This is a genomic window from Pseudomonas sp. NPDC047961, assembly GCF_050272435.1.
Lineage (GTDB): Bacteria > Pseudomonadota > Gammaproteobacteria > Pseudomonadales > Pseudomonadaceae > Stutzerimonas.
Map to the genome: position 1 here is coordinate 188,962 of NZ_JBNNMD010000004.1, position 24,475 is coordinate 213,436.

Consider the following 24,475-nt stretch of genomic DNA (forward strand, 5'->3'; position numbering starts at 1 on the left):
CCATAGATTCGGCAGCGTCGCAGCGGTATTCGTTCGAGGCGGGAGATAAGCGGCACGCGACATGGGCTTGACAGTTGGACATGCGTCCCGCAGATTTCGCTAAACGTAATTCGATTACGCAAAAAAATAATAGAGCGCCGCGTAGAAACGGCGCGCCTTCTGTGCAGCCATGGCAGCGAATATGGGTTCATCCGCTTTTTTCCAGTTCACCGCGTCCGCTCGACTTCGGACCGTCCAGGTGGCCGCCAGGTCGTTGAGCTTGGCCGGTCCGGTGAAGCCGTTGCGCGCTGGCGGAGCTAGGCTGTCCAGCAGGCTAAAGCGCAGCCAGGAAGGCAGGCCGATGGCCGCGTCTGACGTTCGGATGAGCTGCTGAAATGAAGATCTTGGGCTTTCGATTGACCCTGGGCGACCATCTGGGTCGCAGCGTCCGTGGGATTTCCTGTGCGCCGCCGAGTTGACCTTCGCATAACGTCAATTTCGCTAACGTACCGTTATTCCAAGGAGCCAATCATGGCCGACCTGTTTGAAAATCCCATGGGCCTTATGGGCTTCGAATTCATCGAATTTGCCTCGCCCACCCCGAACGTCATCGAGCCGGTACTGGAAAGCATGGGCTTTACCCATGTCGCCAACCACCGATCCAAAGATGTGGCGCTATACCGTCAGGGTGAGATCAACGCCATCGTCAATCGCGAGGCGAAAGGCCTGCCAGCCTATTTCGCGGCTGAGCATGGGCCTTCAGTATGTGGCATGGCGTTCCGTGTAAAGGATGCGCAGAAGGCCTATACCCGCGCGCTGGAGCTGGGTGCTCAGGCTATCGAGCTGCCCACCGGTCCGATGGAGCTGCGCCTGCCGGCAATCAAGGGTATCGGCGGAGCGCCGTTGTATCTGATCGACCGTTTCGGTGAGGGCAGCTCGATTTATGACATCGATTTCGTGTTCCTGGAGGGCGTCGAGCGTCATCCGGTCGGCGCTGGCCTGAAGCTCATCGACCATCTGACCCACAACGTTTACCGCGGCCGCATGGCTTACTGGGCGGACTTCTACGAGAAGCTGTTCAATTTCCGTGAGATCCGTTACTTCGACATCAAGGGTGAGTACACCGGCTTGACCTCCAAGGCCATGACCGCGCCGGACGGCATGATCCGCATCCCCCTCAACGAGGAGTCGTCGAAGGGCGCTGGGCAGATCGAGGAATTCCTCATGCAGTTCAACGGTGAGGGTATCCAGCACGTCGCCTTCCTCACCGACAACCTGATCGAGACCTGGGACAAGCTGAAGGCCAGCGGCACCGTCTTCATGACTGCGCCGCCGGAAACCTACTACGAGATGCTCGAGGGGCGGCTGCCCAACCACGGCGAGCCGGTAGAAGAGCTGAAATCCCGCGGCATTCTGCTGGACGGTGCAGTTGAAGATGGCGAGCAGCGGCTGCTGCTGCAGATCTTCTCCGGCACGGTACTGGGGCCGGTGTTCTTTGAGTTTATCCAGCGCAAGGGCGACAGCGGCTTCGGCGAGGGCAACTTCAAGGCGCTGTTCGAATCCATCGAGCGTGATCAGATTAAGCGCGGCGTGCTCAGCACCACTGAGTAACCACCGAGACGGCAACCGACTCTTGTTGCCGTTCCAATCGATCCAGTTGTTTCACCGCGCTTTCAAGCCCACCAGCAGCGGCATAAGGCTGCTGCCGGTGCGGCTTCGCCATATGTGTGATCAGCGAAACGATCAGGCCAGACGCAGAACGGGGCAGTGATGAATAGCTGTCGCGATCAATGCATGCGTTTACAAGAACAGAGCGCAAGTGACTACGCAGCTTGCAGAGCGACCAAATGTCTTATTGATTGCTTCTGCGTTGCCGCATAGGCTGAGCCCATGACCGTCAACATGCGTTCCTTCCTTATCCTGCTGTTGGTACTTACGCTTCCGATCAATGGGATGGCGCAACTACTCATGCCGGCCACATCTTCGGTACATCACCAGATGGCTGATATGGAAGGCATGAACGGCATGGACGGCGCTGATCAAGATTGTCGTGAAGGAAAGGATCAAGGCCCAACGACCGTCTGCAAGAATGGGCAAGAATGCAAAACCTCCAGCCTCGTTCAGATTGCGGCGGTCAAGGCGGACGTGATTCCTGCAGCCAAGCCCGTGACTACACCCTATAACGACCAGATCCCTTCCCGTCTTCTGGACGCCGTCTGGCACCCACCCCGCGTCTGATTCCGATCGAATTCTAGAAACCCGCCCGAATGTGAGCATTCGGGTCGGTTACCGCGCGCCCTTTGGCCCGCATGGAAGATCAGGAATCCTTTTAAATGAAACTCCTTATTCGCTGGGCGCCCCATCAAGTGGCCGCCTTGATCATGGGCGCGCTCTCGTTTCCCGGGCTCGTGTCAGCTCTAACGTTGGAACAGGCGTTGAGCCTGGCCGAGCAGCAGGCACCTTCGTTAGCCGCGCAAACTGCCAACCTCCACGCTGCTCGTAGCGCTGCGATTCCGGCAGGCGAGCTCCCCGATCCGAAGCTCAGGCTTGGGCTGCAAAACGTACCCATCGAAGGCGACACACGCTGGCGGCTCGATGAAGAGGCCATGACCATGCAAATGGTCGGCGTCATGCAAGATGTACCGAATCGGGCGAAACGGCGCGCTCGGATCGAGGCTGCGCAGGCAGGTGTCGCGCTTGCAGGCGTGCAGCAGTCCATCGAGCGTCTCAGTGTTCGTCAAGCGACTGCCGAGGCCTGGGTCGCTAGCTTCGCGGTCGAGCAGAAGTTGAGTCTTTTCCAACAGTTCTACGGCGAGAACAAGCTGTTTTCCCAGGCTGTTCAGGCGCGTATTGCTGGCGGGCGCGGCCAGACCGCTGACAGCGTGCTTCCCAAGCAGGAAGCCGCCTTGCTGGCAGAACAGGAAGATGAGTTGGTACGCAACCAGGTGGTTGCACGGGCCGAATTACGCCGGTGGATAGGCGAGCCGGCTGACCAGCCGCTGACAGGCGTCTGGCCGCAATGGCCCGCCGACGCTGTTCACTACCAGCACAACCTCGACCGCCATCCGGCACTGCTGGCATTCGGTCCGATGACGCGCGAGGCCGAGGCAAACGTCAGCCAGGCCATCGCCGAAAAAACTCCGGACTGGAGTTGGGGCGTCGACTACCTGCGTCGGGGGCGGGAGTACGGCGACATGGTGAACCTCAGCGTCAGCTTCGACCTGCCGATGTTCACCGGCTCGCGACAGGACCCGAAGATCGCTGCCGAGCGGGCACGGCTCGCGCAGATCGAGGCTCAGCGCCAGGCGACGTTACGTATGCATGACCAGGAGCTGACCGCCAACCTGGCTGAGTATCAGCGCTTGTCTCGGGTACTGACGCGCCTCGAACAAACCCTGCTGCCGCTCGCAGAACAGAAGGTCGACCTGGCCATGGCCGATTACCGCGCTGGGAAAGGCGAATTGATCGCTGTGATTGATGCGCGCCGCCAGCTCGTCGAAACCCGTCTGCGTCGCATCGACACGTCTCGTGACCTTTCGCTGAGCAACGCCCGCTTGCATTTCGCCTTTGGAGATACCCAACCATGAGCTTCCACATACAACAGCTGGCGCTCGTACTCAGTGTGATGATCGGTGCGACTGCGGCAGCCGTGATGCCCACCGCAGCCTTGGCACAAGCAGCTGATGATGAGGGCAGGGCAGTGCTCTATTGGTACGACCCTATGGTCCCGCAGCAGAAATTCGACAAACCGGGCAAGTCACCCTTCATGGATATGGAGCTCGTCCCGCGTTATGCCGATGAAGGCAGCGACGGGGCATCGATGAAGATCGACCCGAGCGTCACGCAGAACCTCGGCATTCGTTTGGCGACGGCTGTGCGTGAGTCGATCAGTCAGTCGCTTGAAGCCACCGGAGCATTGATGTTTGACGAGCGCGACGTGGCGGTGGTGCAGGCGCGCGCTGGAGGCTTCGTCGAGCGCGTTTACGATCGTGCACCTGAGGATGTGATCGACAAGGGGGCGCCGCTGGCCGATCTGCTCATACCGGAATGGGCCGCGGCACAGGAAGAATATCTGGCGCTCCGAGACGTCGGTGAACCCCAGCTGTTGGCCGCGGCGCGGCAGCGGTTACGCCTCGCCGGTATGCCAGCAGAGGTCATTGCGCAACTGCAACGGAGCGGCAAGACACGCGCGGTCTGGACCGTAACCAGCCCGATTGCTGGCGTGTTGAGCAGTCTCGATGTTCGCGAGGGCATGACAGTACCTGCCGGCGCATCACTTGCACGCATCAATGGACTGAGCACCGTTTGGTTGGAGGTGGCGGTGCCTGAGGCCCAGGTCGGTCATCTGGCACAAGGGCAAAAGGTAACCGCGCGCTTGCCGGCCTTTGCCGGTGAATCCTTGGAAGGGACGATTCAGGCCGTGTTGCCGCAAGCCAACCTGGATAGCCGTACGGTGCGTGTCCGGGTCGAGCTACCTAACTCACAACAGCGACTACGCCCCGGCATGACGGCGCAGGTAACCTTGAATCGCGACGTCGAGCAGGCTTTAGTCATTCCTTCCGAGGCGGTCATTCGGACCGGTCGCCGGGCATTGGTCATGCTGGCGGAGGATGAAGGCCGTTACCGTCCCGTCGAGGTGCGTATCGGTCGGGAATTCGATGACAGAACCGAAATACTTGAAGGGCTCGAAGCCGGCCAGAAGGTCGTTGCGTCCGGCCAGTTCCTGCTTGATTCCGAGGCGAGTCTGCGCGGACTGACCGCGCAAAGCCTGGAACAGCCGAAGTCCTCCTTCGAATCCGCTTTGCATGAGGCTGAAGGCACGATTGTGGGGCTGGAAGACGGCATGGTTGGCCTGTCGCATGGGCCGTTCAAGACCTTGAACATGCCTGGGATGACCATGGCCTTTCCGGTTGCCGATCCATCGCTTACCTCAGGCTTGCAGTCGGGTGACCGTGTCCGCGTTGGCGTGCGTGAAACTGACGAGGGCCTGATCATCGAGCGCATCGTGAAGCTCGGGGGCCAGCCATGATCGCAGCCATGATTCGCTGGTCAGTCGCCAACCGATTTCTGGTTCTGCTGGCCACTGTTTTCGCGGTGGCCTGGGGCGTCTGGTCGGTCAAGAACACAGCGGTCGATGCCTTGCCTGACCTTTCCGATGTCCAGGTCATCATCCGCACCCCATACCCGGGCCAGGCGCCTCAGATCGTCGAAAACCAGGTCACCTATCCACTGACCACAACGATGTTGTCGGTGCCAGGCGCGAAGACGGTGCGCGGCTACTCGTTTTTCGGAGACAGCTACGTGTACGTCCTGTTCGAGGACGGCACTGACCTCTACTGGGCCCGCTCGCGGGTACTGGAATACCTGAGTCAGGTACAAAGCCGGCTGCCCGCCGCGGCCAAGCCCGCCTTAGGCCCAGATGCCACGGGTGTCGGCTGGATCTACCAATATGTGCTGGTGGATCGCACGGGCAGGCATGACCTCTCACAGCTGCGCTCTCTGCAGGACTGGTTCCTGCGCTATGAGCTCAAGACGCTGCCCAACGTGGCGGAAGTCGCACCCATAGGCGGGATGGTCAAGCAGTACCAGGTGGTACTCGACCCGGTACGCATGGCCAGCCGGGGCGTGACGCAGCAGCAGATTGCAACGGCCATCGACGAGGCGAACCGTGAGACCGGCGGGAGTGTTCTGGAACTGGCAGAAACCGAGTACATGGTTCGTGCGACCGGCTATTTGCAGACATTGAGCGATTTTCGAGCCATTCCGCTGCGTCTCGATGGTGGCGTGCCGGTAACCCTCGGAGACGTTGCACACGTTCAGCTCGGCCCAGAGATGCGCCGCGGCATTGCCGAGCTTGATGGCGAGGGGGAGGTGGTCGGTGGAGTGGTCATTCTGCGCAGCGGCAAAAATGCGCGGGAAACCATCGCAGCGGTCCAGACCAAGCTCGACGAACTCAAAGCGAGCTTGCCTCCGGGTGTTGAAATCGTCACGACCTACGACCGCAGCAAATTGATCGACAGCGCTGTTGAAAACCTCACCCACAAGCTCATTGAGGAGTTCATCGTTGTCGCACTGGTTTGCGCGCTATTCCTTTGGCATTTGCGCTCGTCTTTGGTGGCAATCGTTTCGTTGCCAATCGGCATCCTGATCGCGTTCGTGATCATGCAGCGGCAGGGTATCAACGCCAACATCATGTCCCTGGGCGGCATCGCCATTGCCATCGGAGCGATGGTCGACGCAGCCATCGTCATGATCGAAAACGCTCACAAGCACATCGAGGCGTGGCACAAGCGCTACCCAGATTCCACCCTTAAAGGCCAGGAGCATTGGAAGGTAATCACCGAGGCGGCCGTCGAGGTCGGACCGGCCCTGTTCTTCAGCCTGCTGATCATCACCCTGTCGTTCATCCCAGTGTTCACCCTTGAGGCGCAGGAAGGTCGGCTGTTCGGTCCGCTGGCCTTCACCAAAACCTATGCAATGGCGGCCGCTGCCGGGTTGTCCGTCACGCTGGTTCCGGTGCTCATGGGGTACTGGATACGGGGCAAAATCCCGGATGAACAACGCAACCCGCTCAATCGAGGCCTCATCTGGATCTACAAACCTGCCTTGGACGCGGTGCTGCGTTGGCCAAAGACAACGTTGCTGGTGGCGGTTCTGGTCTTTCTGACGGGCTTGTGGCCTGCCAGTCGACTCGGTGGTGAGTTCTTGCCACCGTTGGACGAAGGTGACCTGCTCTATATGCCCACTGCACTCCCGGGCCTCTCGGCGCAAAAGGCGTCCGAGCTGTTACAGCAGACCGGCCGGCTAATCAAAACGGTTCCAGAGGTTGCCCGCGTGTTTGGCAAGGCGGGGCGAGCCGACACCGCAACCGATCCTGCGCCGCTGGAAATGTTCGAAACGACCATCCAGTTCAAGCCGAAGGATCAGTGGCGCGAAGGAATGACGTCCGAAAAACTGGTGGAGGAGCTGGACCGCACGGTGCAAGTGCCTGGGTTGGCCAACCTCTGGATCCCGCCCATTCGAAACCGCATCGACATGCTGGCGACCGGTATCAAGAGCCCGATCGGGGTGAAGGTGTATGGCACCGAGTTGGCGCAGATCGACAACGCCACTTTGGCCATCGAGAAAATCGCCAAAACCGTGCCCGGTGTCAGCTCGGCGTTGGCCGAGCGACTGACCGGCGGGCGCTATATCGATGTGGACATCGATCGTGTCGCGGCGGCACGTTACGGCTTGAACATAGCGGATGTGCAATCGATCGTGGCCGGTGCCATCGGGGGCCAGACCATCGGTGAGACTGTCGAAGGGCTTGCGCGATATCCGATCAACCTTCGCTACGGTCGAGAGTGGCGCGACTCGCTGGCAGATCTGCGCGACCTGCCTATCTACACGCCGCAGGGCAGCCAGATCACCCTGGGCACGGTCGCCGAGGTCAAGGTGACCGACGGCCCACCGATGCTTAAAAGCGAGAACGCCAGGCTGTCGGGTTGGGTTTACGTCGATGTTCGTGGTCGTGACATGGCTGCTGTGGTGAGCGATCTGAGGCAAAGGGTCAGCGAAAGTGTTCAGCTCGAGTCCGGCATGAGCATTAGCTATTCCGGTCAATTTGAGTTCATGGAGCGCGCCAACGCCAAGTTGAAACTGGTCGTGCCGGCCACCTTGCTGATCATCTTTGTTCTGCTATATCTCACGTTTTCCCGCTTCGGCGAGGCGCTGTTGATCATGGCCACGCTGCCATTCGCCCTGACCGGAGGGGTCTGGTTTCTGTATCTACTGGGCTACAACCTGTCCGTCGCGACCGGTATTGGCTTCATCGCGCTCGCCGGGGTTTCCGCTGAGTTCGGCGTCATCATGTTGCTGTACCTGACGAACGCCTGGCGAGACCGCCTCAACGCCGGTGCGCGAGATGAAGCCGACCTGCTCGACGCGATCCGCGAGGGCGCCGTACAGCGTGTGCGCCCCAAGGCCATGACAGTGGCAGTCATCATCGCCGGTCTGTTGCCCATCCTTTTAGGGGGCGGAACCGGCAGCGAAATCATGAGCCGCATCGCCGCGCCCATGGTCGGCGGGATGATTACCGCGCCCTTGCTTTCCCTGTTCGTGCTGCCGGCGGCGTACTTGCTGATGCGCCGCCGTCAATTGCCGACCATCCCACACCACTCCATCAACTCCGCAGGAGCACACTCATGAACATCAAGCACATCTGTCTTGCGACATTCTTCCTGATACCTGCTGCCTATGCCGCCGACAAGCAACCCACGGACGGCATGCCGATGGACCACAAAGGCATGAACATGCAAACGGACCAGCAGGCGGCCGGACAGGCCGCTACAGCCACCGGCACGGTCAAGAAAGTGAATCTGGAAAAGGGCTCGGTCATCATCGCTCACGGCTCGGTCGAAGCACTCGGCTGGCCATCCATGACAATGGGCTTCAAGGCAACGCCGGATCAACTCCGGACCTTGCAGCAGGGTGACCAGGTTGAGTTCGACTTTGTTTCGAAAGGGATGAACGCCGTCGTCACTCGAATCGACAAACAGTAACAGGCTGGGTCACACCCCTCGGCACCGTGGTTGCACCGCGCGGTGCCCTGGCTTCGAAGATCTGCCGTGCTGTGGCGAGCGATGCGGATGGCCGAAAGGGCTCTTTAGGTCTGCAACTCAGGGGGCGGCTCGTCAGCGTTGGTATCACGGTCCCGTTCGTGCCGCGTGAGCGGAAACAACGGCAACCAGGCCTCGCGACGAACCGTCCAGCTTTCGTAACTGGGCATCAGTTGATCAGGAGCGTCGAGGGAACCCAGATGCACTTCGATTTCGTCTGCTGTGCGTGCGAAAACGGACGAGCCGCAGCGGGGGCAGAAATGTCGCCCGGCATAGTCCTGCGCTTCGCCGGTGATCGTCACGGCATCCTGCGCAAACACCGCGGCGGCGTAGAAGAGGGCACCGTGATGCTTTCGGCAATCGAGGCAATGGCATAGGCCAACCCGCTTCGGGCGGCCCATCGCCACAATCCGCAGGTTGCCGCACAGGCAACCACCGGTGAATCGCTCCATCTGGCTTCCTCTGGTCAATGGTCGGATCGAACCTGTCCCGACAGTCATAGCTGAAAAACAGATGACCAGCGTACTAAAGGTCGCTTCATTGGCTGCGACCGTGTTGTCCCGTACGGACGCAGGTCTCCGTCGGCTGCCGCAGGCAGACGACCTGCTTCTGCTGGTTACCAAAAGCCGTACTGATCAGGCGACTTCGATGCATAACCGGACGGTCTGGCTGCGTTGGGCATACGAACGGCCTTGGCTTGCGAGTATCGAACAGAGGACAGGGTTAGTCGAAGTGACAGGGCAGTCGCCACTCCGGACGAGGCTATGGCAATGGCGCGTAAGGGCACGGTGCTTGTGGCGATGGCGGCGCTTTGCTGGGGAATATCGGGCGGGATCGCCGGTGTTCTCTTGAGCGATGGCTGGGATGCGTTCGTCGTTTCGTTCTTTCGAGGCGTCATCGGGTTGTTGTTTGTTCTCCTCTGGCTAGCGTTGCGACCAGGTGCCAGCGGACTGGCAAACCGCAAACTCTGGTTCTGGTCGGTGATCGCAGGACTCGGTGTAGCCGGCAACTTCGCTTTCTATTTCCTAAGCATCATGCAAAGCAGCGTAGCCGTTGCAGCGACGCTGATGTATTGCGCGCCAGTGTTCGTTTACCTGGTGTCATTCGTTCTCAAACTGGAACGATCGACTCCACTGAAGTGGGTCGCGATCGGGATGGTGATGCTTGGCATCGTGCTGCTGACAGGCGTCTACAAGAATGACGCGGGTGGCGTCACGTTGATCGGCGCGGGCGCCGGACTGCTTGCAGGGCTGTCCTATGCGGTGTTCATTTTCGGCTTCAAATATGCGGCGCCGCACGGCACCCCACAGGCGATTCTTGTCATATTTATCTGGCTTGTCGAGGCCAACCAGGTCATGGCTGTTTTCCGTTCGCCGAGCTGGCCGCTGTTCATGCTACTGGGCGTACTTGGCGCGGGGTTGTCCTTCACGCTGTATATCATCGGCCTGCACCATACCGCGCCATCTGTCGCTTCAGTGGTGGCAATGGTTGAGCCGGTGAGTGCGACGCTGTTCGGCGTTGCAGTTCTCAACGAAAGCCTGGGCGGCCTTCAAATCGTGGGTATGGCGCTGATCCTGATCACGGCTACCGCGCTGGCCTTCTATTCAAGCGCGCGATAAACGGTTGATTGATTGCACCCGTCCTTCACCTTGCTCTTGGAGAAAGCGGGCAACCGTGTCGAGCACTGTCTCAGGCCGCTCACGATGGGGAACGTGCTGGCAGCCGTCGAGCGGAAGCTTTTGCACGCCGCCGCTCCCCAGCGCAGCGACGCGGTGAAGATGATCCAGCGAACCGTATTCGTCTTCCCGGCCATGAATGGCTAGTAACGGGCAGGCGAAGCCCGGGGCGCTTTCTTCGATTGTCCAGTTGGCATAACTGTCCGACAGCCAGGTGTCGATCCAGGCCCAGAGAATCCACTCGGCCTTTGCGCCGTGGTATTTGCGCAGGCGGTCGACCTGGCCCGGTTCGGCAAATGCCGCTTGGGTGGCGCGGATGCCTTGCAAGGTTCGATCTTCGACAAAGGCAAGGGCGGCGATGGTGATTAGCGCGTGACAATTGTCAGGGTGATGGGCGGCTAGGCTGGCGGCCATGATGCCGCCTACGCTGTGGCCGAGCGCGATGAAATGCTCGATATCCAGCGCGTGCCGCACTGGCGGAAAGTACCGCTCGGCTTCGTCGCGAATGAAGCTGTTCGACCAGCCACCCGGATGCGCTGCGGAGCGACCAAAGCCGAGCCGGTCGTAGGCAATGACGTCGCGCTCGGTGGCCACAGCAAGGCGCTCGGGAAAGTCGCGCCACAGCTCGACGCAGCCGAGGGAATCGTGCATCAGGACGATGGGCGTTCTACGCGAATGACGGGTGCGCCAGCGCCGCGTGAATACGTCGCCGTGCTCGGTGGGCAGAATGCGGTCTTCGGTCGAAACGGTCATGAGAATCCTTGTATCGCCGGCTCAGGTTGGTGTCCTTCGGCACGACAGCCGTATGGCCCGGTATCGGTGCGAGGTCTTGGCAGCCCGTGATGCAGACTGCCAAAAAGAAGCGGCCACCCTGGGCCGCCGAAGGCTTACGCGACGCCGATAGCATTGACTGGCGGCAGCCTGACGCCGCCAGGTTGTAAGGTGCCGACCGTCTGGGTTCAGCTCGCCGCTGCTGTCGTGGGTTGCTGCGCTGACTTTTCTCGGTCGCGCAGCAGGAATCGCTGAATTTTTCCGCTCGGGGTCTTCGGAAGTTCGCTGACGAACTCGATTTCGCGCGGGTAGGCGTGGGCGGAAAGGCGCTGACGCACGTGTTGTTGCAGCTCGTCGGCCAATGCTGGATCGGCATTGTGGCTCGCATGCAGCACAACGAAGGCCTTCACCAGTTCGGTGCGCTCCGGATCGGGCTTGCCGATCACCGCCGCTTCGATCACGGCCGGGTGTTCCACCAGGGCGCTTTCCACGTCGAAAGGGCCGACCCGGTAGCCGGATGTGGTGATCACGTCATCGGCGCGACCAACGAAGCTGATGCTGCCGTCGTCATTGAGCTCGACGGTGTCGCCGCTCAGGTAGTAATGCCCAACGAAGGCTTTGGTGCGGGTGCCCGCATAACCGTTGAACCACAGCAGGGGAGACTGGTTGCGGTCCAGCGCGAGCATTCCCGGTTTGCCGGGCTCCAGCTCGCGTTGTTGATCATCGATCACCACGACGCGGTGCCCGGGCATCGCGTAGCCCGCCGTGCCGATTCGCACGGTATGGCTCAGCGCATGGTGGTTGCACAGGACCATGCCGAGTTCGGTCTGTCCGTAATGGTCGTGGATCGTGCAGCCAAGGCCGCTGCTGAACCAGCGGATCACTTCGGGGGTGAGCGGCTCACCTGCGCTGCTCACGGCGCGCAGGCGACCCTTGATCTTGCCCTCGACCTCGTCCTTGGCCGCCAACAGCAGGCGGAACGCGGTGGGTGAGCCGGCCATGTTGGTGATCTTGTATTCATTGACGACGCGGCAGGTGCTGTCGACGGTGAAGCCGCCTTCGTAAAACAAGGTCGAATGGCCCATGGCGAGCGGCCCGGTGACGGCGTAATACAGGCCGTACGCCCAGCCAGGATCAGCAATGTTCCATAAATTGTCCTCGGGTCGCAGATCGACTGCATCGCGCATGTAGGTGACGAACGCGACGATGGCCTTGAGCGGCACATGCAGCTGCTTTGCCGGCCCGGTGGTGCCGGAGGTGAACATGGCGAGAAAGGGTGCGTCACCCGCCAGCAGCACCGGCTCGAATTCGCTCGATTGCTGGTTGACCTGCGTCCAGAAGTCGTCGGCACCATCGCCTACAACCAGGCGGCGCGGGGCGCTTTCAACGGCGTCCAGCTTCTCGCTGTTGGCGGCATCGGTGACGACCAGCTTGGCGCCGGATTCCTTGACTCGATGCTCAACCGCCTTGGGGCCAAAGGCGGTAAACAGCGGCTGATAAATAGCGCCAGCGCGCCATGTGCCGAGAATGGTGACCAGCAACTCGGGGGTGCGCGGCAACAGACCTGCTACGGTATCGCCCGGCTTGATGCCGTAACTGTCCAACAGATTGGCGAAGCGCGCCGCGGCTTCCTTGAGCTGTGCGAAGGTCCAGGTGGCTCGCTGGCCGTCGCGGCCTTCCCAGATAAGCGCGACCTTGTCCGAATCGGCGTGACGGTCACAACACTCGGCACAGGCATTCATGGCGGAGAGATCACCGCTGAGGATGGCCGAGACCGTCTGCTGAAAGTCGAATTCGCTGGCCGCAGTGGCATGGTCGCGCATGGCTGGCTCCTGGATCTTGTTGTTATTGGGTTGTCCGGATATTGGCGCTGCGTGGTGCCCGCAACAATGGCAAATGCCACCAAGGTGGATGAGCGGTTTGGACAAACTCTGCGGCACGACCTGCGGCTGGCACCAATCACCCGCAACTGCATCGAATCTTGGAACCACATATGGTTAACGGGAGGTGTTCCATGAGTATCGATCCGCTTGACAGACCCCACAATCAACAACCGGTGCCGGGGCAGGACCAGAACCCCAGCCATTCTCCTGAGCCTGATTTCATTACCGATAATCCAGATGTCCAACCCGGTTCTGGACATGACAAGGGCACCCAGCCCTCAGACCCGCCGAAAAGCACGCCAGATATCGACCCGAACGAGCCGGGGTTAGGGAACCCGTTGCCCTGACGCTAGGTGTTGGAGCAGACTCAAACTCGACACAGAGATCTCCTACACGGCCGGGCTGGCTGCACAACATCGGCGAGCTTGCGCTGCTTAGAAGCCTGCAGGGATGGCTGGATAGCAGTGGTGAACTGACGGAGGACGAAATTTACTGTGCTTTGCGCGAACGCTCCGCCAGCTTTGGATCAGCCCTGCGAGCGCAGTGGAGAATACCGTTGCGGTTACGCCAGCTTATCGCCGCGCTCTATTCCCTGGGCGCGGAGGTTTTCACCCGTGAAGCGCTGGGCCTAGGCCCGCGCATCCGTCTGACCTCCTTCCGCTAGCCATGCGGCACCATATTTTTGGAAATTATTTTTGACGGTTTGATTAAGGGTGATAGCATTTTGACTCTACGGCTCTATAGCGGCGTCATTCGATAGCCCTACAGGTATTTCGCTGTCTTGGTGGACGCGTAGTTGCCCAACTGTATAGACGCCGCTCTGGAGATTGAAATTGTTCCGACGTCGCTCTACCGAGGCTCAGGCCGGGCTCGTGGTTGTCGCTGCGCTGTTGGCGACGCTGGTTCCTATGTGGGCCATCCTTAACGCTTGGCTAAAACATGAAAGTGAGCTGGTAGAACAAGCCGCTCGCAATGACGCGATGAATTTGGCGATAGCGTTCGAAGAGCATGTACACAGTGTCGTGCGTTACGCCGACGCCTTGATACAGGACGTGCGTGAGGAGCTGGTAAAGGACCCTGACGCGTTTCAAGCGATAGCCAAAACAAAACTTCCACGGTACGAGACTCTGGTCGGCCAGCTCGCACTGATAGATGCAGAGGGATGGTTGGTTGGCTCGTCTCTGGACCCGCTGGCCAAAAAAGTCGACCTGAGCGATCGCGAACATTTTCGCGTGCACCGAGACAACCTTGGGCAAGACCAGCTGTTCGTGAGTAAACCGATACTCGGCCGCGTCTCGGGAATCTGGTCCATACAGTTAACCAGACCGGTCAGTAAGGACGGAAAATTTTCCGGGGTGGTCGTTCTTTCGATTCCGGTTACGTTCTTCACCGATTTCTACAAACAGATCAACATTGGGAGCCATGGGCTGATCGCTCTGGTCGGCCTGGACAGGGTGCCACGCGCAGCGGCATCTTCGATTAACCTTGATGCGCGCCTGGACGGGATGGTGGTGCCTGGGGATCGTCCCTATTTCGATAGCACGAAACCCGATAAAGGCTTCTATCGAGGACCGAGCGCCATCGACCATCTTGATCGCCTGACCGCGTATCGACGTCTGAAGGAAGCCGGCCTGGTTGTCATCGTCCAGCTTTCACCCGCTGAATACTTGGCAGCGTCTCGTGAACGACGTCAATTCTTGATTTTCTGTGCCGCTGCAATTTCGATCTTGCTGCTCGCTTTCGCTTCGTTTCTCTACTTCGCTACGCAGCGGCATCTAAAAAACACGGCGGCGCTAAAGCGTGCACATGACTCGCTGCAGAAGATCATCAGCATCGATCTGCTGACAGGGGCTCGAAGCCGGCGTGATTTTCTTGAAACCTTGGAAAGCGAACTAGGCCGCGCGCAGCGCCACGGTACGCCGCTCAGCCTGGTGTTGCTTGACATCGATTTCTTCAAACAGGTGAACGATACGTACGGGCACCCGATTGGTGACGTCGTATTGAAAGAGTTGTCGTCGCTATGCAGCGCCGTGCTCCGCACGCATGACGTATTTGGCAGGCTTGGAGGTGAGGAGTTTGGCTTGATTCTCCCTCATACAGACGGAGAAGGCGCCGTGCTCGTTGCTGAAAAGCTGCGGGTGGCGGTTGAGAATGCCGTTATTCCAACTGACCGCGGCCCGGTACGAATCACGGTAAGCGTAGGGGTTGCGTCCGCCATACCAGCAGTGGATGACTCCAGTAGCTTGATCGTCCGGGCTGACGATGCGCTATACACCGCCAAGCAAACTGGTCGAAATAGAGTTTGCTTCGCGTCTTTGGGCTGAGCTACCACCACAACGATGTCGAGCTGGACGGTGAGGAGCTCAATGTCTACGAGCGCAACGGGTTGGGCACGACCCTGGGCGACACCGGGATCGGTTTTGCCGAATATCGTGCGACTGACAGGCTGAGCTGCGGCTGGCAGGGCCGCTTCGTCACGGCTGTCGATTCGCTGCGGATCGGTGTGGGCACCCTCGATAAACCCGGTTACCGCGTACACGAACTTTATGCCCAGTGGTCAGCGTTAAGCGACGACCGACTCGTAATCAACCTGACGCTGAAGAACCTATTCGACAAGCAGTACCTGGATCACGCCAGCAACGAAGATTTCGAAAACATTCCCGGCTATGAAGGCGTACGCGGCAGTTACGAGCCTGGCCGCGAATTGCGACTGGGCGTCGCGCTGCGTATCTGAGGTTGGTGTCGGCGGACGTTAGCCAACAAGGGAGGCAGGGGTGCTGGCACTGCTACATGCAACCCTGCCTGATGCGATCAGCCAGCTCGGCTGTGGAGTTGAAGATCGGTGGCGACGTCGGGTAGTTGATGGGGCGCTGATAGGCGCGACTCGAGGAGCTGAACGAAAGCTCGGGCCTCGGACTCGCTGCGAAACGTGACCTTGTTTCGGTCCAAGCGAACCTCCCAGCTGCTGCCTTCGAATGACGTAAGCGGTCGGATTTGAATATCCATGATGCCTCCGGGTCTGGAAAAGACAGACGAACGCTAGACCTTTGCCGGCCACCGGTCAATTTGCGCCATTGACGCAGGAGCATTCGCTGCTGCCGTTCCTCCTGTTTGCCGTTAGGCACCCATCCGCGCGCTGATCTTGCGCGCGACTGCCAGCAGTCGCTTCGCTGCCTCGCCATCCGCTTCGGCCATGAAGCCGGGCTCGCCACCGACGATGGTGATCACGCCTGCCAACCGCTGGTCGCCACTGAACAGCGGCGCGGAGAGTGCGTTGACGCCAGCCATCAACAGGCCGTGTACGGGCTGGATGTGGGTGCGTTGCAGTTCGCTCATGGCGGCGAGGAGGGCTGCAGGGGTGGGCGCCGAGGGAAGCTTCAGTTCCTCTTCGCGCAGTTGCGCAGTCTCGGCGTTGGGCATGAAGGCGTTGAACACCAGCCCGGTCGATGAGCCCAGCAAAGGCAGCACCGAGCCCACCTGCGTCACCAGCGTCACGGCGCGCACGGCTTGCTCCACGTGCACGACGGCGGGACCGCGGTTGCCCCAAACCGCAAGAAAGCAGGTTTCGTTGAGTTCATCACGCAACTGCGCCAGATGCGGCGTTGCCAGTTTGACGACGTCCAGTCGGCCCAACGCGGCCAGCCCCACAAACAGCGCAGCGCGGCCCAGCCCGTAATGGTTCGTCAGCGGATCCTGTTCGGCGAAGCCGCTGGCCATCAGGGCCTGCAAGTAGCGATGGACCTTGCTGGCAGGCATTCCGACATGTTCGGCCAGGCGCGATAGAGAGGTCGCCGGGGCCAGTTCGGCCAGAGCAGTGAGAATGTCAGTACCTACCTCTGCGGCCTGTACCTTCTGCCGCCGTGGCGCCGTGTCCGCGTTGCTGTCTGCCATGAATTCAAATGCCTGTTTGTGCGGGCTCGCTTATCGAGGCGCTGTTTATAACTTGACGCCCTGGTGAGTTCAAATTACTTTTTGCGTAAACGCATTACGCGAAATGAGAGATGGCTATGCAACCACAACAACAAATGGGCGAAACCTCTCGATACCTGTCCGGCTTCGGCAACGAGTTCAGCAGCGAGGCCCTGCCGGGTGCATTGCCGGTCGGGCAGAATTCGCCGCAAAAGGTGCCCTACGGCCTGTATACCGAATTGCTCTCCGGCACCGCTTTTACGGTGGCGCGCAGTGAAGCACGGCGAACCTGGCTATACCGTATTCGACCATCGGCCAACCACGGCCAATACCAGCGCCTGGAGCGGCAACTCGGCGCAGAGCTGGGTCCCGTCACGCCCAATCGACTGCGTTGGAATCCGCAACCCTTTCCCGAAGCCGCGACTGATTTCCTCGACGGCCTGACGTGCGTCGTGGCCAATGCTGAACCCAACCAGCCTGCGGGGGCGAGCATCTACCGGTACGCGGCGAATCAGTCGATGGAGCGGGTGTTCTTCAATGCCGATGGCGAGCTGTTGATCGTGCCGCAGCAGGGCGTGCTGAAGCTGGTCACGGAATTGGGCGTGCTTGAGGTCGCGCCGCTGGAGATTGCAGTGATTCCGCGTGGTATGCGGTTTCGGGTCGAGCTGCTGGATTCGACGGCGCGCGGCTATGTCTGTGAGAACCATGGCTGTGCGCTGCGCCTGCCTGACCTGGGGCCGATCGGCAGCAATGGTCTGGCTAACCCGCGCGATTTCCTGACGCCGGTTGCGCATTACGAGGAGCGCGACGAGTCGGTACAGCTGGTGCAGAAGTTTCTCGGTGAACTCTGGGTAACCGAACTGGATCACTCCCCACTGGACGTGGTCGCCTGGCACGGCAATAACGTGCCGTACAAATACGACCTGCGCCGTTTCAACACCATCGGCACCGTGAGTTTTGATCATCCCGATCCGTCGATTTTCACCGTGCTCACGTCACCCAGTGCCATTCATGGCATGGCCAATATCGACTTCGTGATCTTTCCGCCGCGCTGGATGGTGGCGGAGAACACCTTCCGCCCGCCATGGTTCCACCGCAACCTGATGAACGAGTTCATGGGGCTGATCGATGGCGCCTACGACGCCAAAGCCGATGGCTTCTCACCGGGCGGTGCCTCGTTGCACAACTGCATGAGTGCCCACGGCCCGGATCATGTGTCGACTGAACAGGCGATCAAGGCCGAACTCAAACCGCACAAGATCGAGAACACCATGGCCTTTATGTTCGAGACCGGCCAGGTGCTCCGTGCCACACGTCAGGCGTTGGAAAGCCCGCAGCTGCAGAGCGATTACGACAGCTGCTGGGCCGGCCTGACCAAGACATTCGATAAAAACGGGAAATGACATGACCGCACAACTAGAGCAACGCAGCTGGGTCGAGTCGGCCAATGGCCATTCGGATTTCCCCCTCGCCAATCTGCCCTTGGGCGTATTCAGCCGTGACGGCGACCAGCCACGCGGTGGCGTCGCCATTGGCAATTACATTCTCGACTTACGCGCCGCCTGCGAAGCCAGCTTGTTCGACGGCCAGGCGCTAGAAGCGGCGAAAGCGGCCAGCGACAGCAGCCTCAACACCTTCTTTGCGCTCGGAGCGCCTGCACGCAAGGCGCTGCGAGGTGCACTGCTGGATCTGCTCGGCGAGGGTAGCGCGCAGCGTGAAAGTCTTCAGGGCATGGGCGAGACGTTATTGCACCCCATGGAGCGCTGCCAGATGCATCTACCGGCCAAAGTGGGCGACTACACCGACTTCTATGTCGGCATCCATCACGCCAACAACGTCGGCAAGCTGTTCCGGCCGGACAATCCCTTGCTGCCCAACTACAAGTACGTGCCCATCGGCTATCACGGGCGTGCCTCGACGGTTGACGTGTCCGGCGTAACCGTCAAGCGTCCCAACGGTCAGACCCTGCCACCGGGCGCCAGCGAGCCGAGCTTTGGGCCGAGCAAGCGGCTCGACCACGAGCTGGAACTGGGCATCTGGATCGGCGCAGGCAATGCCCGTGGCGAATCGATCCCAATCGGTGAAGCCAGCAGTCACGTCGCCGGGTTCTGCCTGCTCAATGATTGGTCGGCGCGGGATCTACAGGCTTGGGAATATCAGCCGCTTGGCCCGTTCCTCTCGAAGAGCTTCGCCACCAGCGTGTCGCCATGGGTGGTAACGCCGGAAGCACTCGAGCCGTTCCGTTGTGCGCAACCGGTGCGGCCCGAAGGCGATCCGCAGCCGCTGCCGTACCTGTTTGATGAGCAGGACCAGCAGCAGGGCGCGCTGGATATCGAACTCGAAGTGCTGCTGCTGACCGAGGCCATGCGCGACAAGGGCCAGCCTGCACAGCGCATCGCGTTGAGCAGTACGAAGAACATGTACTGGACCGTGGCGCAGATGGTCGCGCACCACAGCGTCAACGGCTGCAGCCTGCAACCCGGCGATCTGTTCGGTTCCGGAACCTTGTCCGGTAGCAGCCCTGAAAGCCTCGGCAGCCTGTTGGAGATCACCCAGGGCGGCAAACAGCCATTGGAACTGCCCAGCGGCGAAACTCGCACCTTTCTGGAAGATGGTGACGAGATCATCCTCAAGGCACGTTGCCGTCGGGATGGACAGGCATCCATCGGCTTTGGCGAATGTCGCGGTCGCGTGATGCCTGCTTAACGTAAGCATGTTTAGCAAAAAGCCCGGGCATGTGCAGACAGCCCGGGCTTTTTGATTTCGAGGGCAGCCAATCAGGGCAGCTTCGCGGTTTCCAGCGTCGAGGATGGGACAGGCGCGATTGCGGCGTCGCGCATCTGCTCGGCCAGGGCTGCGGTGAATCCCTGGACGACTGACCAGCGCAGGTGTACCGCGTCGACAAAGGAGGACACCGGCGTGTTCCAGTCTTTGTCGGCGTTCCAGTAGGTGCCACCAGTGGCGTTGAGGGTTTCCATGATTTGCTTGTCGAAGTCGGCCAGGAACGTACCGTCTGGATCGTACTTTTCCTTCCACTGCGGGTGCAGCGGTGTGGAGACGACCATCAGCTCTCGGCCTTCCTGCGCCAGGCGCGCGCTCATCTTGCCCAGAGCCGCGAAGCAGCTGGCATCCAGTGGCTCCGGGCGACCATACAGCAGCTCACGGGTATTGCTGGTCACCAGCGGGCCATCGCCGAATCGGTTGAACACGAGCGGGTCCCACTCGATTTCTCCGGCGCGTTGAGCCTTGACCGTCAACGCGTTGCGCGCCAACGACTTCGGCGAGAAGTAACGCATGTAGTGGCCCCAAGGTGAGGCGTTTTCATAAACGTAAGGGTCGACGTGCTCACGGTTGAGCACCGCTGTAGGTACACGCCAGCAACCGGCGAAATCCTGTGGGTCGGCAATCATCACCACACTGCGAATGCTGGGCTGGCGGTCTAGCAACCAATGCCCTACGTAGGTCGACTGGTTGGCGAACAATCCACAAAAGGCGCCGTTCATGGGGCGCACCCCGGGCAATGCCTCGGTCAGCACATGGCCGTCCACGTGGCGCCAGGCCACGGAAGACCCGATGATCAGCAAATTCGGCGATTGGATCGGGTTGTCGCGCAGGAAGCTGAGCTTTTCATCGACACAGGAAATATTGGAGAACGCTGGGGGGGGCAGGTTGCCGGTCCGGTTCAGCGCGAACAGCGTCAGGCAAAATATCGCCAGTGCGCCGAACAGCCCGGCAAACAACGACAGCAGATACCGCGAACGTACCCGGCCCGGCACGCTGGCCGCGCTGGTTGCTCCCTGTTCGGCATTGCTCCCGTCCCTGGGCACATCTGCTGTCTGGATCATGAATTATTTCCCCTCCAGCTTAGCGCTGATTACTTGGGCGAAATGGCCGACGTTGCGCAGCGACTCGAGCTCCGCCGTCCGAAACTTGATGCCGAAGCGTTGTTCGGCGGCGACCGTGAGCATCACGTGGGTCTGGCTGTCCCAGCCCTCGATGTCGTTGGCGGTCATTTCTGGCGACAGCACAATGCTGTCGTCATCGAACACATCATGGAAAACCGGGGTGAGTTGCTTGAGTACTTCTGCTTCGGTCATGCCGATACCTCGATGTAATGGTTGGGCGCGCGAGGGGAGGTGAATTCGTACCGCCAGAAGGTGGCGTCACGGGTGCTGTCAGCGGGGGCGGGATGCAGGACGAAGCCCAGCCGGGGGAAATGCTCCGCGACCATGCCGTTACGTTCGGTTGGCCGGTACTCACCGATCAGTGCGCGATAGCCGGCAGCGGTGGCGGCGTTGGTCAGCACATCGAGCACCGCGTCTTCGACTTGGCGACCCAGTACACGGCAGCTCATCAGCCAGCTGTCGATCAGCAGCTCGTCGCTAGCGACAGCTGCATCCGGGCGCGCCAGGACGACGCTGATCAGGCCGTTATCACCGAACTTGTCGGCCAGGCGGATTGCCAGTGCCACCGCCGCTGGGTCGCTGGCGATGCGCTCGACTTCCGCCTCGCTATAGCGGCGCGTGGTGAGGTTGAACTGGTTGGTCTTGTTGATCAGCTGCGTGCTGCGGGCCAGCTCGGCGGCGCCGATCGGGGTGGCGGTCAGTACCATCTCCAGGCCGCGCAAATAACCTTCCATGTCGGTGGCCTGGCTCATCGCGGCTTTGCGCTCAGCATTCAAGACATAGTTGCGCCCGCGTGTGGCGTCGTCCGAGGTGAAGGAGACGGCCTCGAAGTACCCGGCGGCGGCCACGCGTGCCGGGTAGTCGGCCACGTCATCCGGCAGTTCCGGCACCGCGACTTCCGGCAGCTCGCGACGCACGATGTCGCGCTCGGCGGGGTTGTCGTCGACGAACACCAGGCTGTCGAGCCCAATGTCGAGCATCGAGGCGATGCGCCGCAGGTTGCCAGCCTTGTCTTCCCAGTTGGCGACGAAGGCCGCGATGTCGCCGCGCTTGAGCGCCATCTCGGGATGATTGAACGCCGCTTCGGCCACGCTCAGATCATTCTTGCTGCACACCGCGAGGATGATGCCGCGGCGCGCCAGCTGTGCTGCGTAGCGCTGGAAGGCGAGGAAGGCTTCGCCGCTGGGCGAACCCTGGCCGAGATGGATGCCGTCTACACCATCGTCACCGACCACGCCGCCCCACAGGGTGTTGTCCAGGTCCAGCACCAGGCATTTGCGCGACAGACCGATGCTGGCGGCCGCGATGCGAGCCAGTTGGTCGCCATACAGCGGCGCCAGGTTCGGACTGACCAATTGCTTGGCCTGATGCCAGCGCACCGGTTCGGCCAGGCCGTCGCCATAACTGCCACGGGCGGCTTCCCAGGCAAGGTCCATCAGTAATACGCCGTCTTCTCGGGCTGCAGCACGGATGGCCGCATTGAGGCGATCGATGAGTGCGTAGGGTGAGGCCGGAACCAGCGCTTCGAATGAACCAAAAATCGGAGGGTCGGCGGGCACGATGGTTTGCTGGACGACCTGGGCGGCATAGCGCTCGCGTGCCCGGCGCCACAGCAGGCGCAACTCGTCGACCCGTTCGGCGACCGCGGCGTCGACGTCTGCCTGCGAGGCTTCGAGCGGCAACTGCAGGGGCGCGTCTCGCGCATCCAGCGCCAGGACGATCAGTTGCGGGGCAAAGTTGGCGAGCTCGGCGTCGTCCATCAGCAGCGCCTGACGGTACATGCCATAGGGCGCGACGTGCACCGAGAGCGCCAGGCGACGCTGCAGCCCCGCGACACGAATCGCTGGCACCAGATGATCCACGGTATGCGATGACAGCAGGGCGATGCGCAACGGTCGCAGCCCGCTGCTGGTCGTTTCGCCGTTCGCGAGCGCGCGCAAGCCTTCGCTTGCGAGCCGGTCCAGCCGGGTGGTGAGCGTGAAATCGCGGCGGTAGCCGGCCAGCTTCGCGGCCAGATCCAGACGCGTGAAGGGGTCGGCTTCGCGTTTGGCCTCGCCGATAGCGCTGCCAAGATCAGGGTGTTGCGCTAACCAGAGAAGCTGATCCATTAGCGTGTCACTCCTTACTTGTAGACGGTTTCAGAACTGGAAATAGAGGAATTCGGTAGGGGCCACGGAAAACGCCACGGCCAGGGCGAAGAAGCCCAGCACGCCCACGGCCAAGCCGATGACCGGCGTCGGGCTCCATACCGCGATCGGGAACCAGCGCAGCAGCCAGTTCTCGCGCGGTTGGGCGTCCAGGGCAGTGCGGAAGCCGGCCATCCATTGCTGCACGTTGGGCATGAACCAGACAAAGGCGAGCAGCACGGCGACGGTGAGGTAGTCGGACTTATCGAACTTGGTGCTCAGTTCGCTCAAGCCAGCCATGCCTGACAGCATCGCCATCGCCGCGGTCACGCTGTTGGCCCGGAAAAACACCATGGCCACGACGACGCAGAAGAAAGTCAACAGGACTGCGCCGGTGTGATGCCAGAGCTTGTCGCTGTCCAGCGGCAAACCACGGCGCGCCTTGTAGGCGCGGAAGCCGTGGACGACGACCAGATAGAAGCCGTGCAACAGACCGAACACCACGAACTGCCAGCCCGCACCGTGCCAGACGCCCGAGATGAACATGGTCAGCACGGTGGGGTAGGCGATCAGTACGACAAAGGTCCCAAGGCTCATCTTGCCTCGCCGTGGCAACGGCTTACCGGCGGCCATCCGTGCGCGGGTGATGCGCATCACGATGGGGTTATAGATGTAGGCCGTGAGGAAGCGCGTCAGCGTCATGTGCCAGCGCGACCAATAGTCGATGACGTTATGCGCCTTGAACGGGCTGTTGAAATTGACCGGCAGGCGAAGGCCGAACATCAATCCCAGGCCGATCGCCATGTCGCTGTAGCCCGAAAAGTCGAAGTAGATCTGCAACGTATAGCTGAGCGCGCCGTACCAGGCGTCGTATAGCGAAGGCACCGTTCCATCGGCGGCAATCGCGAAGATTGGCGAGGCGTTTTCCCCCAGCGGGTCGGCGAGGATCACCTTCTTGAACAGGCCGAGCACGAAGACAGTCAGGCCCAGCGAGATATTGTCGAGCCGCGGGCGGAAGGTGCTGCTGTCGTTGAACTGCTTGAGCATTTCGCCGTGATGGGTGATGGGACCAGCGATCAGCTGCGGGAAGAAACTGATGAAGAGGCAGTAATTGACGAAATCATGCTCGGCGACCTCACCGTCGTGCGCGTCGACCAGATAGGCGATCTGCTGGAACGTGAAGAACGAGATCGCCAGCGGCAGGATGATGTCGCCCACGGACCATCCGAGGTCGAAGGCGCTGTCGAGCGTGCCGAAGAGAAAGCCGGTGTACTTGTAGTAGCCCAGCAACGCGACATTGGCCGCCACACCGAGAACCAGCAGGCTCCGCGAGGGCCGCCGCATCAGGTAACCACCTATCAGGTAGTTGACCACCATGCTGCCCACCAGCAGCGGCACGTAAGCGGGGTTCCACCAGCCATAGAACACCAGTGATGCTAGCGTCAGCCAGATCGCGGCGTAACGTTGTCTGCCGGAGCCTGCGAGGAGAATGAAGCCCAGAAGCACCACCGGAAGGAACCCGGCGATGAACACCATCGAATTGAAGAGCATCGTTCTTTTTCCCTATCCCTGAACAATTAACAACCGTCCCTTAGAACGGTGAACGTCGACCCACTCCATATCGAA

The 24,475-nt window shown here is 60.7% G+C and carries 21 protein-coding genes and 1 pseudogene; 13 read left to right on the forward strand and 9 right to left on the reverse strand.

The window, feature by feature from the left end:
• Positions 1–510 precede the first annotated feature (510 nt).
• The 6 genes from hppD to ACQKIK_RS15300 all read left to right on the forward strand — a co-directional run bounded on the left by hppD (position 511) and on the right by ACQKIK_RS15300 (position 8,522).
• A complete protein-coding gene (gene hppD / locus ACQKIK_RS15275; RefSeq protein WP_127839455.1) occupies positions 511–1,590 on the forward strand; it encodes a 4-hydroxyphenylpyruvate dioxygenase in 1,080 nt (359 codons plus the stop codon).
• 279 nt (positions 1,591–1,869) lie between these two features.
• The gene (locus ACQKIK_RS15280) at positions 1,870–2,217 is read left to right on the forward strand and encodes a hypothetical protein (RefSeq protein ID WP_463309320.1); all 348 of its coding nucleotides are present in this window, start codon (positions 1,870–1,872) and stop codon (positions 2,215–2,217) included.
• Between the two features lie 95 nt (positions 2,218–2,312).
• Positions 2,313–3,566 (forward strand): TolC family protein, encoded by a 1,254-nt coding sequence (locus ACQKIK_RS15285; protein WP_463309321.1) that lies wholly within the window; start codon positions 2,313–2,315, stop codon positions 3,564–3,566.
• Positions 3,563–5,008 carry an efflux RND transporter periplasmic adaptor subunit gene (locus ACQKIK_RS15290; protein WP_463309322.1) on the forward strand — a complete coding sequence of 482 codons (1,446 nt, stop codon included), beginning with the start codon at positions 3,563–3,565 and terminating at the stop codon, positions 5,006–5,008. The genes ACQKIK_RS15285 and ACQKIK_RS15290 overlap by 4 nt, the downstream gene beginning before the upstream one ends.
• Complete coding sequence (locus ACQKIK_RS15295) at positions 5,005–8,169, forward strand: efflux RND transporter permease subunit (RefSeq protein ID WP_499136545.1); 3,165 nt, start codon at positions 5,005–5,007, stop codon at positions 8,167–8,169. Before ACQKIK_RS15290 ends, ACQKIK_RS15295 begins: the two co-directional genes overlap by 4 nt.
• A complete protein-coding gene (locus ACQKIK_RS15300) occupies positions 8,166–8,522 on the forward strand; it encodes a copper-binding protein (RefSeq protein ID WP_463287698.1) in 357 nt (118 codons plus the stop codon). Before ACQKIK_RS15295 ends, ACQKIK_RS15300 begins: the two co-directional genes overlap by 4 nt.
• Before the next feature lie 104 nt (positions 8,523–8,626).
• On the opposite strand, the gene ACQKIK_RS15305 is transcribed toward ACQKIK_RS15300, so the two are convergent.
• On the reverse strand, positions 8,627–9,031 hold the full coding sequence (locus ACQKIK_RS15305; protein WP_499136547.1) for a GFA family protein: 405 nt from the start codon (positions 9,029–9,031) through the stop codon (positions 8,627–8,629).
• A 312-nt stretch (positions 9,032–9,343) separates the two neighbouring features.
• On the opposite strand from ACQKIK_RS15305, the gene ACQKIK_RS15310 reads away from it, so the two are divergent.
• Positions 9,344–10,198 (forward strand): DMT family transporter, encoded by an 855-nt coding sequence (locus tag ACQKIK_RS15310; protein WP_499136548.1) that lies wholly within the window; start codon positions 9,344–9,346, stop codon positions 10,196–10,198.
• On the opposite strand, the gene ACQKIK_RS15315 is transcribed toward ACQKIK_RS15310, so the two are convergent.
• Together ACQKIK_RS15315 and ACQKIK_RS15320 are read right to left on the reverse strand one after the other, a co-directional pair.
• A complete protein-coding gene (locus tag ACQKIK_RS15315) occupies positions 10,184–11,008 on the reverse strand; it encodes an alpha/beta fold hydrolase (protein WP_499136549.1) in 825 nt (274 codons plus the stop codon). The genes ACQKIK_RS15310 and ACQKIK_RS15315 overlap by 15 nt on opposite strands.
• Before the next feature lie 206 nt (positions 11,009–11,214).
• Positions 11,215–12,849, reverse strand: a complete 1,635-nt coding sequence (locus ACQKIK_RS15320) for an acyl-CoA synthetase (protein ID WP_499136550.1) — start codon at positions 12,847–12,849, stop codon at positions 11,215–11,217.
• A 191-nt stretch (positions 12,850–13,040) separates the two neighbouring features.
• Here ACQKIK_RS15320 and ACQKIK_RS15325 point away from each other — a divergent pair, with 191 nt between their 5' ends.
• From ACQKIK_RS15325 to ACQKIK_RS15340, 4 genes and pseudogenes are all read left to right on the forward strand, one after another.
• Positions 13,041–13,256, forward strand: coding sequence for a hypothetical protein (locus ACQKIK_RS15325; RefSeq protein WP_127839447.1), 216 nt, complete (start codon positions 13,041–13,043; stop codon positions 13,254–13,256).
• Positions 13,257–13,272: 16 nt separating this feature from the next.
• Positions 13,273–13,540, forward strand: a pseudogene (locus ACQKIK_RS15330) (HDOD domain-containing protein); the annotation flags it as partial.
• Between the two features lie 202 nt (positions 13,541–13,742).
• Positions 13,743–15,233: a sensor domain-containing diguanylate cyclase gene (locus tag ACQKIK_RS15335; RefSeq protein ID WP_499136551.1), complete on the forward strand. Its 1,491-nt coding sequence runs from the start codon at positions 13,743–13,745 to the stop codon at positions 15,231–15,233.
• On the forward strand, positions 15,212–15,643 hold the full coding sequence (locus ACQKIK_RS15340) for a hypothetical protein (protein WP_499136552.1): 432 nt from the start codon (positions 15,212–15,214) through the stop codon (positions 15,641–15,643). The genes ACQKIK_RS15335 and ACQKIK_RS15340 overlap by 22 nt, the downstream gene beginning before the upstream one ends.
• A 77-nt stretch (positions 15,644–15,720) precedes the next feature.
• On the opposite strand, the gene ACQKIK_RS15345 is transcribed toward ACQKIK_RS15340, so the two are convergent.
• Positions 15,721–15,915: a hypothetical protein gene (locus ACQKIK_RS15345; RefSeq protein ID WP_045426770.1), complete on the reverse strand. Its 195-nt coding sequence runs from the start codon at positions 15,913–15,915 to the stop codon at positions 15,721–15,723.
• A gap of 111 nt (positions 15,916–16,026) precedes the next feature.
• Entirely contained in the window at positions 16,027–16,800 is a 774-nt protein-coding gene (locus ACQKIK_RS15350) for an IclR family transcriptional regulator (protein WP_241528465.1), read from the reverse strand.
• Positions 16,801–16,934: 134 nt separating this feature from the next.
• Here ACQKIK_RS15350 and hmgA point away from each other — a divergent pair, with 134 nt between their 5' ends.
• The gene (gene hmgA / locus ACQKIK_RS15355) at positions 16,935–18,221 is read left to right on the forward strand and encodes a homogentisate 1,2-dioxygenase (protein ID WP_499136734.1); all 1,287 of its coding nucleotides are present in this window, start codon (positions 16,935–16,937) and stop codon (positions 18,219–18,221) included.
• A gap of 1 nt (position 18,222) precedes the next feature.
• Entirely contained in the window at positions 18,223–19,524 is a 1,302-nt protein-coding gene (gene fahA, locus ACQKIK_RS15360) for a fumarylacetoacetase (protein ID WP_499136554.1), read from the forward strand.
• Positions 19,525–19,595: 71 nt separating this feature from the next.
• Here fahA and ACQKIK_RS15365 read toward each other — a convergent pair whose 3' ends face one another.
• The 4 genes from ACQKIK_RS15365 to ACQKIK_RS15380 are packed head-to-tail and all read right to left on the reverse strand — an operon-like array spanning position 19,596 to position 24,400.
• Positions 19,596–20,663, reverse strand: a complete 1,068-nt coding sequence (locus ACQKIK_RS15365) for a hypothetical protein (protein ID WP_499136555.1) — start codon at positions 20,661–20,663, stop codon at positions 19,596–19,598.
• Positions 20,664–20,666: 3 nt separating this feature from the next.
• Entirely contained in the window at positions 20,667–20,915 is a 249-nt protein-coding gene (locus ACQKIK_RS15370; protein WP_019339589.1) for an acyl carrier protein, read from the reverse strand.
• Positions 20,912–22,831 (reverse strand): HAD-IIIC family phosphatase, encoded by a 1,920-nt coding sequence (locus tag ACQKIK_RS15375; RefSeq protein ID WP_499136556.1) that lies wholly within the window; start codon positions 22,829–22,831, stop codon positions 20,912–20,914. Before ACQKIK_RS15375 ends, ACQKIK_RS15370 begins: the two co-directional genes overlap by 4 nt.
• A gap of 30 nt (positions 22,832–22,861) precedes the next feature.
• Positions 22,862–24,400, reverse strand: a complete 1,539-nt coding sequence (locus ACQKIK_RS15380) for an MBOAT family O-acyltransferase (protein ID WP_127839442.1) — start codon at positions 24,398–24,400, stop codon at positions 22,862–22,864.
• Positions 24,401–24,475 lie beyond the last annotated feature (75 nt).

Coding starts and splice junctions, on each gene's coding strand:
- ACQKIK_RS15310 (WP_499136548.1), top strand. CDS start 9,344: ATGGCAATGGCGCGTAAGGGCACGGTGCTTGTGGCGATGGCGGCGCTT.
- ACQKIK_RS15315 (WP_499136549.1), bottom strand. CDS start 11,008: ATGACCGTTTCGACCGAAGACCGCATTCTGCCCACCGAGCACGGCGAC.
- ACQKIK_RS15290 (WP_463309322.1), top strand. CDS start 3,563: ATGAGCTTCCACATACAACAGCTGGCGCTCGTACTCAGTGTGATGATC.
- ACQKIK_RS15285 (WP_463309321.1), top strand. CDS start 2,313: ATGAAACTCCTTATTCGCTGGGCGCCCCATCAAGTGGCCGCCTTGATC.
- fahA (WP_499136554.1), top strand. CDS start 18,223: ATGACCGCACAACTAGAGCAACGCAGCTGGGTCGAGTCGGCCAATGGC.
- ACQKIK_RS15295 (WP_499136545.1), top strand. CDS start 5,005: ATGATCGCAGCCATGATTCGCTGGTCAGTCGCCAACCGATTTCTGGTT.
- ACQKIK_RS15350 (WP_241528465.1), bottom strand. CDS start 16,800: ATGGCAGACAGCAACGCGGACACGGCGCCACGGCGGCAGAAGGTACAG.
- ACQKIK_RS15305 (WP_499136547.1), bottom strand. CDS start 9,031: ATGGAGCGATTCACCGGTGGTTGCCTGTGCGGCAACCTGCGGATTGTG.
- ACQKIK_RS15370 (WP_019339589.1), bottom strand. CDS start 20,915: ATGACCGAAGCAGAAGTACTCAAGCAACTCACCCCGGTTTTCCATGAT.
- ACQKIK_RS15365 (WP_499136555.1), bottom strand. CDS start 20,663: ATGATCCAGACAGCAGATGTGCCCAGGGACGGGAGCAATGCCGAACAG.
- ACQKIK_RS15345 (WP_045426770.1), bottom strand. CDS start 15,915: ATGGATATTCAAATCCGACCGCTTACGTCATTCGAAGGCAGCAGCTGG.
- ACQKIK_RS15300 (WP_463287698.1), top strand. CDS start 8,166: ATGAACATCAAGCACATCTGTCTTGCGACATTCTTCCTGATACCTGCT.
- ACQKIK_RS15320 (WP_499136550.1), bottom strand. CDS start 12,849: ATGCGCGACCATGCCACTGCGGCCAGCGAATTCGACTTTCAGCAGACG.
- ACQKIK_RS15375 (WP_499136556.1), bottom strand. CDS start 22,831: ATGGATCAGCTTCTCTGGTTAGCGCAACACCCTGATCTTGGCAGCGCT.
- ACQKIK_RS15280 (WP_463309320.1), top strand. CDS start 1,870: ATGACCGTCAACATGCGTTCCTTCCTTATCCTGCTGTTGGTACTTACG.
- hmgA (WP_499136734.1), top strand. CDS start 16,935: ATGGGCGAAACCTCTCGATACCTGTCCGGCTTCGGCAACGAGTTCAGC.
- ACQKIK_RS15325 (WP_127839447.1), top strand. CDS start 13,041: ATGAGTATCGATCCGCTTGACAGACCCCACAATCAACAACCGGTGCCG.
- ACQKIK_RS15380 (WP_127839442.1), bottom strand. CDS start 24,400: ATGCTCTTCAATTCGATGGTGTTCATCGCCGGGTTCCTTCCGGTGGTG.
- hppD (WP_127839455.1), top strand. CDS start 511: ATGGCCGACCTGTTTGAAAATCCCATGGGCCTTATGGGCTTCGAATTC.